The sequence below is a fragment of the Mucilaginibacter sp. UYNi724 genome, from assembly GCF_054057495.1.
This window is the reverse complement of sequence record NZ_JBSRZI010000007.1, coordinates 196,548-213,931: the sequence shown is the minus strand read 5'-3', so window position 1 is coordinate 213,931 and position 17,384 is coordinate 196,548. Positions and strand designations below refer to the sequence as shown.

The 17,384-nt window shown below is 39.1% G+C and carries 14 protein-coding genes; 3 read left to right on the top strand and 11 right to left on the bottom strand.

The window, feature by feature from the left end; translation table 11 throughout:
- Window positions 1–150: 150 nt before the first annotated feature.
- Both ACVW0P_RS12565 and ACVW0P_RS12560 read right to left on the bottom strand, forming a co-directional pair.
- A complete protein-coding gene (locus ACVW0P_RS12565; RefSeq protein ID WP_457132400.1) occupies window positions 151–477 on the bottom strand; it encodes an STAS-like domain-containing protein in 327 nt (108 codons plus the stop codon).
- Window positions 478–587: 110 nt separating this feature from the next.
- Window positions 588–1,472, bottom strand: a complete 885-nt coding sequence (locus ACVW0P_RS12560) for a hypothetical protein (protein WP_457132399.1) — start codon at window positions 1,470–1,472, stop codon at window positions 588–590.
- A 663-nt stretch (window positions 1,473–2,135) separates the two neighbouring features.
- On the opposite strand from ACVW0P_RS12560, the gene ACVW0P_RS12555 reads away from it, so the two are divergent.
- Together ACVW0P_RS12555 and ACVW0P_RS12550 are read left to right on the top strand one after the other, a co-directional pair.
- On the top strand, window positions 2,136–4,835 hold the full coding sequence (locus ACVW0P_RS12555) for an AAA family ATPase (protein ID WP_457132398.1): 2,700 nt from the start codon (window positions 2,136–2,138) through the stop codon (window positions 4,833–4,835).
- Window positions 4,828–5,835: a hypothetical protein gene (locus ACVW0P_RS12550; protein ID WP_457132397.1), complete on the top strand. Its 1,008-nt coding sequence runs from the start codon at window positions 4,828–4,830 to the stop codon at window positions 5,833–5,835. The genes ACVW0P_RS12555 and ACVW0P_RS12550 overlap by 8 nt, the downstream gene beginning before the upstream one ends.
- A 264-nt stretch (window positions 5,836–6,099) precedes the next feature.
- Here the strand turns inward: ACVW0P_RS12550 and ACVW0P_RS12545 are convergent, their stop codons facing one another.
- The 6 genes from ACVW0P_RS12545 to ACVW0P_RS12520 all read right to left on the bottom strand — a co-directional run bounded on the left by ACVW0P_RS12545 (window position 6,100) and on the right by ACVW0P_RS12520 (window position 11,994).
- Window positions 6,100–8,442, bottom strand: coding sequence for an AAA family ATPase (locus tag ACVW0P_RS12545; RefSeq protein ID WP_457132396.1), 2,343 nt, complete (start codon window positions 8,440–8,442; stop codon window positions 6,100–6,102).
- Window positions 8,432–8,626, bottom strand: a complete 195-nt coding sequence (locus ACVW0P_RS12540) for a hypothetical protein (protein WP_457132395.1) — start codon at window positions 8,624–8,626, stop codon at window positions 8,432–8,434. The genes ACVW0P_RS12545 and ACVW0P_RS12540 overlap by 11 nt, the downstream gene beginning before the upstream one ends.
- 284 nt (window positions 8,627–8,910) lie before the next feature.
- A complete protein-coding gene (locus ACVW0P_RS12535; protein WP_457132456.1) occupies window positions 8,911–9,084 on the bottom strand; it encodes a PDDEXK nuclease domain-containing protein in 174 nt (57 codons plus the stop codon).
- 133 nt (window positions 9,085–9,217) lie between these two features.
- Entirely contained in the window at window positions 9,218–10,093 is an 876-nt protein-coding gene (locus ACVW0P_RS12530; RefSeq protein WP_457132394.1) for a site-specific integrase, read from the bottom strand.
- Window positions 10,094–10,097: 4 nt separating this feature from the next.
- A complete protein-coding gene (locus ACVW0P_RS12525) occupies window positions 10,098–10,625 on the bottom strand; it encodes a hypothetical protein (protein ID WP_457132393.1) in 528 nt (175 codons plus the stop codon).
- Window positions 10,626–11,700: 1,075 nt separating this feature from the next.
- On the bottom strand, window positions 11,701–11,994 hold the full coding sequence (locus ACVW0P_RS12520) for a hypothetical protein (RefSeq protein ID WP_457132392.1): 294 nt from the start codon (window positions 11,992–11,994) through the stop codon (window positions 11,701–11,703).
- Between the two features lie 553 nt (window positions 11,995–12,547).
- On the opposite strand from ACVW0P_RS12520, the gene ACVW0P_RS12515 reads away from it, so the two are divergent.
- Window positions 12,548–13,474, top strand: coding sequence for a hypothetical protein (locus ACVW0P_RS12515; protein ID WP_457132391.1), 927 nt, complete (start codon window positions 12,548–12,550; stop codon window positions 13,472–13,474).
- 236 nt (window positions 13,475–13,710) lie between these two features.
- On the opposite strand, the gene ACVW0P_RS12510 is transcribed toward ACVW0P_RS12515, so the two are convergent.
- Genes ACVW0P_RS12510 through ACVW0P_RS12500 form a run of 3 tightly spaced genes read right to left on the bottom strand, consistent with a single transcriptional unit; the run spans window position 13,711 to window position 17,381 of the window.
- Window positions 13,711–14,229: a hypothetical protein gene (locus ACVW0P_RS12510; RefSeq protein WP_457132390.1), complete on the bottom strand. Its 519-nt coding sequence runs from the start codon at window positions 14,227–14,229 to the stop codon at window positions 13,711–13,713.
- A 1-nt stretch (window position 14,230) separates the two neighbouring features.
- A complete protein-coding gene (locus ACVW0P_RS12505) occupies window positions 14,231–15,442 on the bottom strand; it encodes a hypothetical protein (RefSeq protein ID WP_457132389.1) in 1,212 nt (403 codons plus the stop codon).
- A 4-nt stretch (window positions 15,443–15,446) separates the two neighbouring features.
- Window positions 15,447–17,381 carry a type II secretion system protein GspD gene (locus ACVW0P_RS12500; protein WP_457132388.1) on the bottom strand — a complete coding sequence of 645 codons (1,935 nt, stop codon included), beginning with the start codon at window positions 17,379–17,381 and terminating at the stop codon, window positions 15,447–15,449.
- Window positions 17,382–17,384 lie beyond the last annotated feature (3 nt).

Sequence of the window (17,384 nt, the reverse complement as noted above, 5' to 3'; positions counted from 1 at the left end):
GTATACTAACCGAAAATAACTTAAATAACTGTCGGTGTTGGTATTTGTTGATGGTAGTCCCAATACAGGTAATAAGATATTGGAGTCAAAAAAATAGCAGCGGTCTTTCGGAGCGCTGCTAAAATTTAAGTCAATAAGATTGTATGCCATTTATGCGTATGCCTCTTCGATAAAAGATTTATTCTTTTCCTGGAAGTTTTCCCATACCAAAGCGTATTTATCACTAAAAGAATTTACGCTATTATATAAGACGGGGTGAATCATTTTTTTGACGGTTTCTTCGCCGAAAGCCAGAAGAAGTTTACCAAAGCAAGCATTTAAAAACTGTGTAGTACAAACTTTTATATGCTCAAAAGATACCTCAATATCAGTATCGCCTTTTTCAAGGGCTGATTTAACTTCTGAAAAAACAGATAAACCATCATCATGAAACACTGCGTTTTGACTATGTAAGATGTCAGAAACTATAATTTTCATATTTGATAAGTATTTGCTTGTTAGTGTAGAACAATAATAATGCCATTGTAAATTGGGGTGTGCAAAGATAAGATAATATTTTTGCATCCAATTCAAATAACTTAATAGGCTCAAGTTAGTGATTTTTTATTAAAAACCAAATGAATCGTCGTTCCAACAAAAGGCTTTGACATATTTGTTACACCATCCGGATATATAAGAGTGTTTAGATTTTCAGTACTCCAATATGCATCACCTGTAACAATATGAAATGCACCACCGCTGTCTAAAAAATACTTTTTCATTCTTTTTAAATTGATACCGCCTACAGTATCCTTTTTCGTCGAATTTCCTTCAACGGCCCATAAAATGGCGTCTTTAGCGTTGTCAATAGCACCTTTAGTTTTTCCCATTATTTTGGGCAAAAAGCCGACACCTAAATCACATACAGTAAATACAACTTTATGGGACTTTGGATAGAATTGCCCGCATACAAAAAAAGGGTACTGGGTTTCCGAATGCAGGTTGATATTACTAAGCAGTTCGCTCAGGTCATCGGTTAACTTACCAAGGGTTTCATTATTGAATTTTGGCATACCGTCGTGGATTAGTAACTCTTCATACAGGTAATTAATAAATTCATCTTTTTCTGTAGGACGAAAAGCTTTAAATGGCAAAGTGGTAGAGGTATTATTTGCTACAGGCTGAACCCCATCCATATTGATGAAGCCATTGCGGAAAAGTACATTGCATTTTGAATTAACTTGGTTAAAATCAATCATAAAACTTAAATTATTTTCCTGTTGCAGCTTATACAGAATTGCACCAAATACTGCGCACATATTACCGTCAATCCAAGTAACATGTTGGAGGTCTACGTGCACGGTACTGTTTTTGAGTTCTGCACATTGATAGTAGAAATTGAACATTTGCTTGATCCCGGTGTGGTTCGTATATATCTGATCTTGCCCTAAATCAATTCGTTGGATAAGGGACCCGGAGAGCGTTTTGTCCATCTTTAGTCGGGAGTAACTGGTTGCTTAAGGCTCTAATATACAAATCATTTACATATTTATAAGTAGAGGAATTTAATGACATGACTAACAGTGTCTTGCATTTTATTTAGTCGCGGCCTATGGGCTTATTGCGCAAATCTATAAATCGAAAATGATGATGAAATAGGCATTTTTTTTATACAGCTTCCACTTACAAAATTCAGCTCAGCTTATTTATCTATACCACTACTCTATTAAGTCAAGCATTTGATTAGAATATCTTAGTTCGAAGGAAATTGCATTGGACAAATTGATAGCAGCAGTATTATGTTTAAATACCTTTAAGGTTATTGAAGATTAAATGTTTAATGCAATCATAATCCGTTTTCCTTATTTCAAAAAGTTTCTTAATTGTCAGGTTAATGACAAAAGCCTGTTAGTCTACTGATACGAACCAAATCATCGAACAACACGTCCTGATTATTGAATATTTGGACACCACCATGGGTCGTAAGTTATTGGTAACCGATCAACTTGGGTATGTCGAGCAAAATGACCATCTCAATTTAAGAATGATAAGGTTATCGATCTTAATATTCATAGATAAGTAATCTATTTAGATGAATATCTTATAAAGTATATGTTTAATATTATATACTTTGCACAAAAAAACCTGTCACTTTTATGCCCGCAATCAATTGGACTTCCATCTATAGTAAACTCGCTCAATTATTACAAGACTATTATATTCGAAACCCCGAAAATACGGCGACTCAGCTTTATGATTTGTGCTTAAATAATCCGGAATTTCGTTCGGCTAACCGATGGATAGACAATTACGGTCTCAAAGAAAGTCGTCCCGCTTTCGATCCAATAACCGTTTTTTCCTCCTTTAATGACCGCTCAAGTAAATCCGTAACAAGAATTGAACGGATAAATATCTATTACCAAATCCTTACCGAGCAAAAGGAATTCATGCCATTTAAAGATATTGACTTTGCGGGATGTCCAACACCCCTGACTGTGAAAATAATAGGGCCGCGTTCATTTAAGGAGCAGGAGCAAATTTGGATGTTGTTAAATCAAATTATGGAAAAAGGCCGCCGAGGTCTCGATGCGCCCAGTTATGATCAGGCAAGGAAATGGCGTGGAATTAACACTGCGTCATTTACCATGTTTCTGTTCTGGATTGATTATAAAGATTTTTTGCCATTAGATACCAACACAACATCCTATTTGATGGCACAGCAACACATTGCTCATTCAGTTAGAGACTACTATCAATATGACGCCTTGCTGTCCCACACGGAGTCTCTAGATCATCTGGAAATTTCCAAAAATGCCTATGAACAGAAAAACTCATCAAGCCTACAACCTGAGTCGGAATCACCGCAGGTCGGTCCGGTTTCTGCGGAATCAAAACAGAAACCAGAGCCGATCAAACGGATAGGAGAATTCAGACTGGTTGCGTTGAAGATTTATGACTTGACAGATAAATCTTATCGCAAAGTTTTGCACACCGATTATTTTTATCAATTTTCGCATGCATACAATCTGCTGGATGAAAACAGTATTAAATATGATAAGAACCGGGATGTGAAAATTTTCAATCTGGGTGATCTTTCCGTGAACGTTTCCGCAGTAGTAGGGAAAAATGGATCCGGGAAGAGTACCATCAGTGAGATCCTTTACATGACGATCAATAATCTCGGTTTTTATCATAAGGATATCACTACAGATCTGGAAGAATTATCTGACCTATACCTCGACCTGTATTATTCTGCTGAATATCTGTATCGTATAACATTCCGGGGAAAGACTGTTAAAGTATTCAGATATGAACCCACCGAAAATGGCTTTAATAATCCCCGATCATTGACATTAAGCGAATTTAAATTTGACGAATTTTTCTATTCCGTATCAATTAACTACGCGCATTTTGCATTGAACGAAGTTCATCTTGGTTCATGGATCAGCAATATGTTCTACAAAAATGATGCTTATCAGGCTCCTCTGGTGATTAATCCTCATCGTATAAGAGGTAATATTAATGTGAATGCCGAAGAATCCTTTGCAAACTCGCGCTTGCTGGCAAACATTCTGATCAACGTTGATCCCCTTAAAGAAAAAGAAAAGGTAGCAAGTCTCCGTAAGCTTACTGAAAATCGTTCAGCCGATTATTTGCAACTCAAATTCAATAGTTCAAAATTAAAAACGCTTTATAGCGTTGATGCGCCAACCAAGCTGAAGCCCGATAACAAAAGGAATTATGGCTTTGAAAATGCAGACGATTATTGGAAAGATTTCGTAACTATTGCAGCTGATGTTTTCGAGATAAAATTAGGGGATGTATCACCAACGGCCTACGCCGTTACGTCCTTTCAGGACAATGCTTTCAAATATATTTTAAGGAAAGTGATTAGTATTTCGATGACTTATGATCATTATCATGAGTGGTTCAACTCAAAAAAAAACACTTTTAAAGATATCAGGCATTTTTTGGAGTTGCTCCGCGACGACTATAGTCACATTACCTATAAACTCTGGCAGGCGGTAAATTTTCTAAAATACGATTATTTGCGCGAAAGGATTAAGTCGTTGACATATCTTACCATAACCAAAATTCCTGTGGATGACCTCGCGCGCGCTATTGATCAAACAATCAAAGACCAAGCTGATCCGTTAATGCAGGTAATCCATTTTATTCCTCCATCTTTTATGAGAACTGAGGTATATCTTGAGGGTGACATAGCGCTGTCACAACTCAGTTCAGGTGAAAAACAGAAAATATTTGCTGCAAGTACAATTGCTTACCACTTGCTCAATCTCAATTCAAAAATTAGCGAGGATGAACTCATTCCCTACAGATTCATTCTTGTGGTATTTGATGAAGTTGAACTATACTTTCACCCGGAAATGCAACGTGGCTTTATTGATTATTTGCTGACATACTTTAGTTACCTACCACTCGATCAACTGACCGGATTACAGATGACTTTTATTACCCATTCTCCATTTATTCTTTCGGACATCCCTGCTGATAATATCTTATTCATGGGTGGCGACCGTTCAGGATGGCAGACATTTGGTGCCAATATACATGATTTGTTAGCGGACAGTTTTTTTCTGGAAAATGGTTTTATGGGTGAACACGTAAAAAAGACCATTCAAAGTCTTGTTGCTTTTTTAACCGATCAAAAGCCTACTAACAATATGTTGTGGGATAAACCTAAGGCATGGCAATTGATCAACATAGTAGGCGAGCCCCTAATAAAAGAACGATTGCTATCATTATTTCAAGCAAAATTCAATCTGGATATCACGCGTCAACAACGGATTAAGAAATTGAAAGAAGAACTTAAGCAATTGGAAAGAAATGCGTAAAATATACAACGACAAAAAACTGAAGGAAACGGTGGAAGAGTTCGCTGAAACCTTGTTTATTAATCGGAAATTTGAAAAACCACTTGTAACGCTTCGCCGAATTACAAGGAATCCAAACAAAAAGAATAAGTATGGCGTCAGTGACATTAATATTAACGGATATGTGGGCAAAATCATACGGGAATATAAAAGAATTCTCTGTGCGGGACCTAAGGAAATCAGCATACTAATCCAGGAATTTGACCGAATTATACACCACGACGAAATTACCACGGAATTTCATGAGGATATTGTTGCAGCTATGCGATACAAGGAATTACGAAACCGAGAATTTCTTACACTACTGCAACAGATGAACATTAAAAATTGTATTTACTGTCATGCTCAGCTGGCGATCGTTGTAGTGGACGATTATTATTTAATTGCCAATCCCATCAGAGGGGCAGTAGCCGGAGATATAAAAACAAGACGTGGGCTTTTACAACTAGATCATAGGTATCCGAAATCTAAATACCCATTTCTATGTACGAGTTTTTATAATCTCTACCCAACCTGTTCGTATTGTAATAATATCAAAAGCGCAAAGGATTCTGATTTTGGTCTATATTCTGACATAGACAACGTAGAAGTTTTTAGATTTTCATTAACTGATGAAAGTGTAATAGACTATTGGGATAAAAACAAAGCTGAAGCATTAAAAATTGCAATATCCCCTGTTGGATTATCCGCTCAAAAAGCAAAAATCTATCTGGAGATGTTCGACATCCAGCAAATTTACGATACTCAAAAAGATTTAGTAGAAGAACTACTTCATAAAAAGATGGTCTATAATGATCCATATAAAAAACAACTTATCGAAGACTTCAGACAACTCTTCCCCGACCAATCTATAATTGACCGTTTAATTATAGGCAATTACGATCAGCCTGAAGATGTGCTAAAACGTCCGATGGCGAAGTTTGTACAGGACATTTCACGAGACATTGGTCTTATAAAATAAAGAGGCAATGATTTCAATATTCTTTGTCTTTGCGGTTTTATAGATGCGTTCATGAGAGGATTTGCCAATGCGAGCGAAAAATCTGGCTTTTAAATGTTGGAGTTTATTAGAGCAGATAATAGATAACAAATTGATTTTGAATAATTATAAATTAAAAGTCCTTAAGCGCTCGCCGCCGGGACTTTAAACCTAAACCTTACCAGAATATGGCTGGCAGGATGCCGACCCGTTGTTAGGGTAGGAAGATAAGAAAATATTTGACTTTTATGCGGGTTCTTGCAAAGGATGTAAACGTATTGAACCAGTACGCGTTTCTAAATAGGAACCTGATTTACTCTTGTCTGGGAACATCCCTGTTTCCGGGCAAATGAGCAATTTGCCAAAATTGTAAACCTTAGTCCCAAATTCCAGCACGTCCTTGTCGGTTACCATAGACCCGTCCCAGTTGAAATGGGCCCCAACTTGGTTCCGGATCGTTGATAATTGCTTAAATTCATCAATCATCGGTTTTAAGTCCTGTTCTACCGAGAATGGCATCTCGCTACTGTATATCCCGTCTGCGTTTTTTACGAGGTGCTGCACCCTTAATGCTTTTTGTAGTTTAGATGATATACAATCCAATAATTCACGGAGTACGAATTCATTGCGATCTTTCCGGGCGACTTTGCATTGAAATTTGATTGATATAAAGTCGAGAATATTTTCTAGGATAATACCCGCTTTACTCGAAATGATCTGCCGGTCGTAATCTTCGTCGTCAAGAGCTTTCTTTAACTCTTCCATATCGATTTTGGTATTATGGAGTTTAATGCCTGAAGATAATGTCCAGCCTCGTAGTTCAATGAAATGCACCTTACCACCAGGGGCACGGTTAACTTTGTAACGGTCTTTCCATGGCCGATAATGAGTAGTGATAAGAATATGAGCAAAAGTGGCGGTTTCGTCGTGAAGAAGGTCTATAAATCTATCAAGGTGGGTTTCATCAACGGACATCACTACGTCGTCTAAAATAAGAATGGTATTGCCATCATTGTATTTTTTTGCCAATGCGAGGAATATACAAATTCCCAGAGTGTCTAGGTGAGACTCACTATAAACCGATTGCGGCGTGATTCCGGAGGCGGAATAAAAGTCTGCATTTAGTTCAATGGAGTTTTTGACTGTTGGCTTCAAATAGAGTTTAATGCCACCTAGGCTCTCGCCTGGATGCATTTTTTGGTAAAGGGTCTCAACGTCTTTGGAGATTGACGATAATTCGCTGTCAATGAACTCTTTGCGTTTATTTTCGATAATATTAAGCGCATCCGTTGTATAAGTCGCCAATTTTTCGGCCTTGTTGTATAGCTTTTTACTATCACTTAAACTATTGAACTGCGTTTTGATCAGGTTGTGCTGGAATATTGATTTATTTAGTTTGACTGCGGAAAATTCAAAGTCTTTAACCTTTAGGTCAATTATAGTAAAATGAGTGCCCAGTGCCCTGTATTTCTCATTGTTTCCTGATGCTTCGGTAATTGTTTTGATCAACGCGATTACGGCATCCTCCGCCTCCAGCAGCGTTAATAGCTGCAAATTGAATTTTTCCAAACCGCTGATAAATGTATCAATCAATGTTCGTAAAATTCCGGTAGTTGTATCTTTGGCGGTATTGGCATCTGCAAGTTCTTTTTTTGCAAGTTGAAACACCTCCATGGATTTTATTCTTGCATTAATATTTTCAAGAACGGTGTCCCTCCCCATGCTTTGTTCGCAAACCGGACATTGTTTAAGCTGCGGTTTGGCGCTAAGAAAATCTTTGGCTTCGGTGAGTACTTTAAGAATATCAAAGTCCTGGGTAGCGTTCTCTTTCGTTAGTCGGGTTATTGTTTCTTCCGCCTTCTTCACCCTTTCCAAGTTGGCTTTATAAATCGCGTTACTCCGGTTGATTTCCACACGCTGGCTAACTACTGTTTTCCAGGAGTCTACCAGACCGGTCAGTACTATATGCTTTTTTTGCTGCGCGCTAAGGTCTTTTTCACTTTCAACTTTTGCCCATTCGTCGCAGCTTTTACCGGGACTTCCTTCTTCCGACCAACATTTTGTTAACGTTGTACTTGCCAAGGTAAGATTGTTTACAAGCGTGGTAAAATTTGTTTCGGCTGTTTTTTTCGCTTTTCTTAATTCTTCTTCGCCTTTGATGATATTCGATACATCGATATAATCTTTTAAAACCTCATATCTTTTGGAGGCTTCTGCATCTATAAGGTGAATGATTTGGCTTCGCCTCAGATGTCGCGCGGTTGGAGCACCTTCTTCCGGTGTTTTAGTGAAAGTGCTGCCGCTGGGGTTAAGCCGGGCGTCATAAGTGCCGCCATCGGTGACAAGTTTAATAGAAACATCCTTGATGTTACTGCCCAATGATTTAATATAGCCATGGTCCACAGAGGATTTATCCCTTATCGAGCCGAGGCGGTCGGTGCAAAGAGTAACAATTGCATCGGCAATGCTGGACTTACCATTTCCATTCTCACCAAACAACATAGTGATTTTTTTAGAGGTGTCGAAGTTTACCTTCAGCGGCTGGGTCGCTCCACGAAAGTTATTGAGGTGTAGTTCTTTAAGCTTCATCTGTCTTTTTTAAATCTTCAATTTTTCGATCAAATGCCGCGAGCCAGAAATTGTCTTTCATTTTCCCACCGGCCAGTGCTTCTGAAATACCAGGAGCATTCGCCGATAAGATCAGCCCCCTACCGATTAATTCATTGACGATATCGGTGGCAAGTTTTTGATTGGGGTCGATAAGTTCAGGCATGGTTTTTAATTACTTAACCAAAACTAAACATTTGATGTCTATGATTTTGCGGATGTGTAAAAAAGGACGGCTGTCAGTATCTGACGGATAGGATTAAAAATAAGCAGGAAGGAACAATATGCGGTTTACACATTGCTTGTAGTAGGATTGCTTTTACTGCCTGGTGGTCCTTGTTTAATAAGAAATTCTCCACGTTCAATTTCTGTATTTAATTCCTCTTCAGTAGACAAAAATACACCTTACTTACTGGCAAAAAGTTGTTCACTGCCGTTCCAAATAGAATATCACAATGGTTTCATATTTGTTAGAATAACTCCCATGTCTGGGTTATATCCATTTAAACACTTTAACTCATCAAACATCCTTCCATATATATTCATTTGACCTACATTTTCGTAAGTAACTTTACCTATCTTAAAGTCAAAAGCACTTAAGCACATAATTGTAAAACACCAGATAACAATAAAACAGCAGTTTTAGTACTGATACGGTATTGCCGGCCCACAAATGCGAATCCTCTGATAACTGCATTTTGATTAAATTAAAAAGTGAGGTGATCGTAACACACGACCACCATAATTTTCTCTGGGATTAGTACTGGGGTAAATTTGTTGGTTGAAGTTTTGCCTTGAGTATTTGCATATCCTCACTGATCTTCAGATCAACGATCTTGGCATAATGCTGTGTTTGTTTAAGCGACTTATGGCCTAACATTTTGGAAACCGTTTCTATAGGGACTCCATTACTCAATGTTATTGTTGTTGCAAAAGTGTGGCGAGCAATGTGAAATGTCAGGTTTTTTTTGATCCTACAACCGTCAGCAATTTCTTTAAGGTAGGAATTCATCTTCTGATTGGTCAGTACTGGTAATACCAAGCCTTTATTTACACATTTTGGGTCATCGTCATACTTTGCCATAATTTTCAATGCCGCTGGCAATAAAGGAAGGCGTGTAGGAGATTCTGTTTTCTGGCGAGTGGTTACGATCCATTTTCCGCCGTCAACCCCCGTTATGATATCAGAGCGTCTTAACTGATAAACGTCCACATAAGCCAAACCTGTATAACAGCTGAAAAGAAAAATATCACGAACATGGTTTAATCGATCTGTTCCAAAATCTTTATTTTCAATATCATTTAGTTCTACTTTTGTCAGGGCAACGCGAATTACTTCCTTCCTGTTAGTTTTAAATCCGACAAACGGATCTTTAAGCAGCCATCCTTTTTTAATGCATTCTAATACGATCTTTTTGAAGTTCCCCAAGTATTTCATTGTTGCATTATGCCCACACTTTCTGACACTCTTTAGCCAAAATGCAAACTGCGAAACAAATTCATAATCCAATTCTTTAACATTTAGGTCATCGACTTGGTATTTCCACTTTATGAAAGCAGCTGTATGGTCGTGTGCGGTCTTATAGCGCATTAAGGTAGAAGGTGCGAACTCCTGGCCAACCAGGGCTTTCATCTGTTCATTGTGATACTTGAACAAAATTTGTATGTTGTGGTCCAAATGACGAATATACCTTATAAACACCAGTTGTGTCTGCAAAAGCCTCGCCTGATGCGACCGTATTAAAAACATTAGACGGCGTATTAGCTGGGGTAAAACGGAAGTTATTGGGTACAATCGGTGGGTTAACGGCACCACTTTGTACACTAGCGGGATTCAATTCAAATACTGCACTGGTAGTGGAAATACTCCAACCTAAACCGACTATTCCAGATTCTTCCGATACCTTTATACCGCTAGAATTATAATTTAAAGAAATAGGAAAAGTAAGATCACCCGATTGAATGTTATATAATGGTACAGAAATCTGTGCGGTACCATTGAAATTTGTGACCGGTATTTCAGTAAATTTCATTAATGTTGAAATATCCGGCGGCTTCGGAACAACAAACTTATTGACAGTATAAGACGACGGGGTATTTTGTTGTGCGTATAAAGAGAAACTAAACACAATAAAACAAAGCACTAGTAAATTTCTTAACCTCATATAAAGGGGATTAAATAATTTCGGCTATATATAAATTTAGAATGATTAACACATCAATAAAAATTAGATGAGAAGATGTTAGATAGTTGCTTTGAATTAACGCTTATAAAGATTCTTCTCAATTAATTTTAGTCTAATTTCAAGTTTTGTTATGCTTTTCTTCTGTTTATTAATCGATGCGCGCTGCATTTTATCTTTTATATCCTTTTTTATTAGATAGTTTGGGACCTGGCGACGTTTACAGTGAGAAAACAAACGACAAACAGAAGTAAAAGTTTTTTCATTATGATAAATATTTAACCGCAATATATATTAATTATCAATTATTATATGCTTTTTTAAATAATATTTAAAAGAATTTAGATAATGATAGATGGCTCGTTTATTTCAGCCAGGTAACATAGATTTCCGTTATGATATCTTTATCTGCAGTCGAAATACCGCTGTTGCTCCGTTTTTTCGTTGAAGCCACAAACCGCAGGTAACTAGCATTTTCTGAGCGGGCAATCTCCTGAAATGTTTTCGTAGAATTAATAACTGAGTATTTAAAAGTTAAGCTATCTATCTGTGTCTGCGATCCTACTAGTACCCACAAGCATAAACAAAACCAAGATTACTACCAAACCTACAGCAGATCAAACCAAAATAATCCTGACCATGTATGGCTATAAATGCTTTTCACCCTCATACGTATAAACTATTCGAAATCAGGCACCATGCACTCAATGATTAGACCGGTTAACGAAACCCACCGTTTAGGTACTATCTCAATGGTAGAACAATGGCAGGATGGAAAATGCAAAGGGCATAGTTCTTACTTTCTAGTCAAAAAAAAGGCTGGATTAATATCCAGCCTTTATTATGATTTCACATCCTTTTCTGTTCATCAATATTAGCCAGTGTGTTTTTTATCAGGTTATCAGTTTCAGTTACATAAACGCTGTCAATAGTTTTTGCCACATCAGGATAAAAGCCCATTACAATAAGAAATGGTTTGTGTCGTCAACTCTGCGATTGTTCTTAATCCACAAGCTTATCGAGATTGCAAGCATTATGGCAGTGGCAAGCCATAATCCTAAATTGTCCTAATGACAAATTTTGCTTTGGTATCAAACTGAACATTATAATTAACGGGTATTTCTTTAGGTATAGCATTTATCTTTTCATCAAAGTCGTTAATTTGCTTATCAAAACGCCCTAATTGTTGGGTGTTTTCAAGCGTTTTCATTTCCACTGTTCCCGCAACCTTGGTTTCCAGTGCATTAACTATTGATCGTAACGCGCTTAAACCAAGCTCCTCAATTTTCGACTGTCTTTTTTCAAGGTCTGTGACCTTTTTCGCCATTTTATCTAAGATCTCCTGCTGCATGTTATTTTCTCACCAAGATATCTAACAGACATGCTCAAGTCATTAACCGGGCAAAGGACAGAGCAACATATTCATGACTGGAAAATTGAAAAGGCTAAAATAATATTAAACACTACCCGTATTAATAGCATACAGGCAAATACTAACCAATAATAAGGGAAAGGACCTTAAATCCACCTTTATAAGAATTAAAAGTCTTTAAACAAAAGTTTAATTTTTTAGATTCCATTATGACTTGTTTTGTAACGGATCATCGCCTACGCACAGGCGCTTTCCAAGTTTGGATAGGCAATTGAAAATTATAGTTTTATATCAGCTAATTCAAGCACTCTGTTAAAGCAAAAGGCAGATCAATCCCTTGTTGAAGCCGCTTATAAGGGTTGAGCAGATTTTCCGGAGATTTAAAAATTGCGCTTTATTGTCAATGTCTTAAACGCTTCAAAAAACTCACTTATAAATAGTTCAATTTCAAATTTCTAAACTTATTTGTAAATAACGTTTAACTTTATTTGATCAGGAAGTTTTAGCTTTGATCAAATAAACCAAACCCATCATGAAAAATCTATCTTTGACAATTATATCAATTATCGCGTTTATTCAGTTTTCTTATGGACAATGGGCGGCCAATGGAACGAATATTTACAATAGTAATTCCGGTAATGTTGGAATAGGGACTTCAACACCAAATCGTAAATTTACAGTTAGCGGAATGATTTCATCTAATAACAGTGGTCAGTCCGGGTTTCATTTATATAATAATGGTTCTAATAGTGAATGGTATATTCAACAAAAATCGCAGACGGATCCCAGTTTTTATATCACCCGGTTTGCAGCCACCAATTCATCTGATTACTTTACAATTACACCATTTGGAAATGTCGGTATCGGTACCGCAAATCCTACAAGTAAATTAACAATAGCCGGTGCGGGTAACGCTAATCCAAATACCGGGAGTGAAACTGATTACATAGGCTTAAATCTGACTTTTAAAGGAGAGAGTCAGTCCCAGTCTTTTAATTTAGGATCCCTTAAAATGGTTCAGCCGTCTGGCGCCTATGTTGATAATGCTGATATGGTATTCTCTACAACTTTGCAAAATTTGTCTGAAAAAATGAGAATAACCGGAGGAGGAAATGTGGGTATAGGGACGTCAATTCCGGACGCGAAATTGTCGGTAAATGGCACAGTTCATGCCAAAGAAGTTAAAATAAATTTAAATGGATGGCCGGATTATGTATTTCATGAAAGCTATAAACTGACATCACTTACAGAAGTGAAAGAGTATATAGAAAAAAACCATCGTTTGTCTGATTTACCATCTGCGGAACAGGTTGAAAAGGAAGGCTTGAATTTAGGTGAAATTAATAAAATACTTACTAAGAAGGTGGAAGAGTTGACTTTGTACCTTTTAGAACAGGCAAAATTGAACCAAGAACAAAGTAAAAGGATTCAAAAATTAGAAAATAGATTTAACAGGTAGGTCGTTTTCATATCTTTAACATCAAATAATCAACTGCAATTGGTGTCTAACTGATAATCATTTTAAAGTCATCGTCTTCGTTTTTGACCATTATTTCAATAAGATTTTCATGAATTGTTTAAGCACCTGCTGCCCCGCGCACCAAATAAGTCGCCGCCTGTATTAAGGTCGCTTATCTGTATCGTCTTTAGCTGCTGCTTTACAACGCATTTCATACAGTATTTATTGATTTTAATCTACCGGATTGTTTCTACATAAACGGTCATATGTAATACCTGCTGCTTGGTAAGACGATCACGGTCCGGCATCTGCAGTGCAACGGAACGTATAAAGCCGATCTCGGCTGTCGAACGCATTTGGTCCAGAGTGTACAGCAACGCATTATACTCTCCCTCCATTACTAGTTTTTGTATCAGGTAGCTGCCTGTGGAGGACAGCGCGTCCGGAACCGGTATATCGGTTAATCTGACATTTTGTTTTTGAGCGATGAGCCCAATTTTGTTAAGTACCTGGTTACGGAAAACGGCAGTGTCTATCCGAAAGCGGGCGATAAGGGTATCCAGATTTCTTTTTTTGCGTACCTGATAAAGCGGTTTGGTAGTTTCTGTATTCGATTGTGCCGCGTTGGCTGTCAATACCCGGTTATTGCTCCAGGCTTCGATTGTCGGCTTGAAAGCGAGCTGGTAGCAAATCAGTAGAAATGCGACAAGTGCCGCCCACAATATGTATTTTCTATCCTGTATGATCGTACCCATATTAAAATTGTATGGTTAGAATAAATTGACCTGTTTGTTTTTCCGGGTCTATGGTAAAACTTTGTATGGTACAATTCTTCACCCAAGACATGACTTTTAGCCTGGCTACCCATTCATTTACCGATAAGATGCCGGCTGACGTACCATTAACCTGGATGTTCCGGTCACGGAATTGCAGCCTTTTCAGCTTTCGGCTTTCGGCCGGATCTACCGGGTTAACGGACACCTCATCCAGTGTAACGTCGGCCGGCAGCACGGACGCCAGCCGGTCAATCATAAGCGCTTTATTGAGATCCTGGTCCCAGCCAAACTGTTTCAGCAGAACCTCTTTTTTTTTGATTTGACCTTCCATATCATTCAGGTCAGCAGTGTTTTGTTGCGAACTCAGCGTAGTGGCTTCCAGCTCGTTGTTTTCACGGAACAATTTCGAAAAAACCCAGGCATTCAGAGAAAGTACTACAAAGAAAAAACCGAGCAGAATCAACCCGTACAATTTCAATTTATTTTTTTCCGTCAGCTGCACCAGGGCCGCATCAACGACGGATACTTGTGCTTTGACAGGTAAAAGGCGGTTTTCCAGCACAACCTGGAAGGCAGCGGCATAGGGCACCAGCAGGGATTCGTCTAATGCTTCGAGGTCAGCCTTTAAAGGATAAGGCGACCGAGAGTCTTCGCGGTAGGAATAGCCGGTCCAGTCATCCGCCTCGTCACGAACGATTTCGTGACCGTCGAACAGGAAATCGCCACCGTATACATTAAGCTGTTTCATGATTGAATAAACCGGAAATGGCCCAAGGCTCAGCATGATAATTTCTATTCCAATGCTTTTGAATTCAGCTAACCACTTATCCGCATCAGATTTCCTTATCATGGATATATAAGCATAAGCCCCGGATGTAAAATGCTGCATATAAAAATCAGCCGGCTCGCTATTGGGAAGTAAGCCCCGGAAGATTTCCGGGGTTAGCTTTTCGAATTTTTCAGTTCGTTTATGTAACACCCCTTTTCCATTCAGGTTTAGGGATACGATGCTTTTTGCCGGCAAAAATTCCGGTAACTGTTTGATCGAATAAAGCCCCGTCACCTTTTTATGGATCTCCAGTTGGTTTTTTTTTCGGCTCACAGCACAGGCAGTGACGCGAAGGTCATTATTCCGGCTGATCTGCAGGGACACCCCTGTGCAATGATCCGTTTGGTAATATTCCTCCAGCATTTCGTTACCGTAAAATGGTGGACTTAATGAATAATACCGTCGTCACCTTAGCGGTTGACTTCGACCTGCTGCTGAACACCCATTTAAGGATCGGTATGCGCGACAGGATGGGCCAGCCGGAACCACTTTCGCTACTTTCGGAACGTTCGATCCCACCTAATACGATCGTGTCTTCGTTATGAACGCGCAGGCTGGTCTCAAATTTACTGATAGCCTGGGGCGGCGGCGAACCATCCGTCGGTATAGAAGTAAAATCAGACAAGTTCACTTTTATTTTCAGGGTAACCTGGTCATCGCCTGATACGATGGCGTTGACGGCTATTGCGAGATCAGCATTCACTTCCTGGTACACATTGGTAAAGATCGATGATGGATTATTTAAAGACGGAATCACATTCTGGGTCGTATTTTTATAATACGCCTTTTTACCTATACTGAGTAAGGCCGGGTGGCCGTTCATCGACGCCAGTTTTGGCACGGAACGGATATTGATGTTATCGCTGGCTTCCAGTGCTCTGAGGCGGACATAAAAATTTGGCACAACATGGCCCAGGTTTAAACTTGTCGAGCTGCTGATCCGACTTAGAAAGTCATTAATGGATCTGGAGCCGAATGTGTAGTCCAGTCCTGGCAAAACGGAGCCACCCGTTTTCACGCTGTCAGCAACCCCCGCACTTATACCGGTAGATAGCGTGCGGCTTTTTCGGATGTCGATCATCGTAACTTCAACCAGTACAACCGGTACCAGAACGTCCATTTTATGAATTAACGCCTCAATCTCATCGATTTGTGCACCCGATCCCGATAATAGGATAGAATTCTGGTCACGAAACTCTTTTATTTCTACGCCTCTTTTCCAGTCGTTGGGAATCATACTGGCAACCGTATCGATCGACCGATGCTCCAGGTGGATCATTTTAAATGTCCGCAGACCTTCCAGTTTTCGGTCTCCGATCAGGTAGATTCCGTTTTCAGAATGAAAGGTATAATCCGTACTTTTCAGTAGCAGGGATAAAAAGCTTTCGTACGATACATCAGATACATGCAAAGTGATGCTGCCTTTCAGTTCAGAATAGATAGAATAGTTCTTATTGGCTTCCTGGGAAGCTTGCTTAACCAAGTCGGCAATGGAAGCATTCACAGCATCGGCTGACAATAGTTTTTGTCCGTTCACCAACCGGCTATATAACCCAGAACGACCGCCACTTCCCCCTTGCTGATTAGCACTTTTGAAATTTTTTCGCGTTGAGGTTCCTTTATCCCCGTTGACGTATACCTCCTCGTTTTCTTCCAGCGGTTGGAACAGGTAAAAACCGTCGTTGGTCTTGACAACTTTAATGTTATTGGTAAAAGCAAGCTTTTCGATAGCAGCATCAAAAGGGGCGGATGATATAAAGGCCGTCACGATATTTTGTTGCATTCCCCCGGTTACTACCACATTCTTACCGGAAAGGAGCGTGATCTTCCTGGCGACAGCCTGCAGGCTGTCGTTGTTCAATTCCAGCGAAAGCGTGTTATCAAAGCGGGTGTAATTAATTCGCAACTCTTTGACCGGCGGGCCGGCCAGTAATGCCGGATCATGGTAAGGGGTCACATAAAGGATCGTGCCGATCACAGTAATATCCAGGTTATATTTCCGTGCAAGGAAGGTGAGCACCTCTTTAGCGGTTACACCGTTAAATGTATCATTAACAGGGAAATTCAGCTGGGGATCACAACTGATACTCAGATTTGCTGCCCGGGAAAGCGCGGAAAGGTACTGGGGCAGGGATATGCCGCTCAGCGTAAGCTGCATTTTCTGGTTCAGGCCAGGTACGGTTGCAGCTAGTTGCTGGAGACTGCTTTCAATGGTCCGGACATGGTCCTGCTGCCCTGCCGCATTAAGGGTGATCAGCAAAAACATAAAGGCCGCAAATAATCGGGTAAACAATTTGTTCATACA

Bases quoted from the DNA above. Each gene is read 5' to 3' on its own strand.
- ACVW0P_RS12565 (WP_457132400.1), bottom strand. From the start codon at position 477: ATGAAAATTATAGTTTCTGACATCTTACATAGTCAAAACGCAGTGTTT.
- ACVW0P_RS12560 (WP_457132399.1), bottom strand. From the start codon at position 1,472: ATGGACAAAACGCTCTCCGGGTCCCTTATCCAACGAATTGATTTAGGG.
- ACVW0P_RS12555 (WP_457132398.1), top strand. From the start codon at position 2,136: ATGCCCGCAATCAATTGGACTTCCATCTATAGTAAACTCGCTCAATTA.
- ACVW0P_RS12550 (WP_457132397.1), top strand. From the start codon at position 4,828: ATGCGTAAAATATACAACGACAAAAAACTGAAGGAAACGGTGGAAGAG.
- ACVW0P_RS12545 (WP_457132396.1), bottom strand. From the start codon at position 8,442: ATGAAGCTTAAAGAACTACACCTCAATAACTTTCGTGGAGCGACCCAG.
- ACVW0P_RS12540 (WP_457132395.1), bottom strand. From the start codon at position 8,626: ATGCCTGAACTTATCGACCCCAATCAAAAACTTGCCACCGATATCGTC.
- ACVW0P_RS12530 (WP_457132394.1), bottom strand. From the start codon at position 10,093: ATGAAAGCCCTGGTTGGCCAGGAGTTCGCACCTTCTACCTTAATGCGC.
- ACVW0P_RS12525 (WP_457132393.1), bottom strand. From the start codon at position 10,625: ATGAGGTTAAGAAATTTACTAGTGCTTTGTTTTATTGTGTTTAGTTTC.
- ACVW0P_RS12520 (WP_457132392.1), bottom strand. From the start codon at position 11,994: ATGCAGCAGGAGATCTTAGATAAAATGGCGAAAAAGGTCACAGACCTT.
- ACVW0P_RS12515 (WP_457132391.1), top strand. From the start codon at position 12,548: ATGAAAAATCTATCTTTGACAATTATATCAATTATCGCGTTTATTCAG.
- ACVW0P_RS12510 (WP_457132390.1), bottom strand. From the start codon at position 14,229: ATGGGTACGATCATACAGGATAGAAAATACATATTGTGGGCGGCACTT.
- ACVW0P_RS12505 (WP_457132389.1), bottom strand. From the start codon at position 15,442: ATGCTGGAGGAATATTACCAAACGGATCATTGCACAGGGGTGTCCCTG.
- ACVW0P_RS12500 (WP_457132388.1), bottom strand. From the start codon at position 17,381: ATGAACAAATTGTTTACCCGATTATTTGCGGCCTTTATGTTTTTGCTG.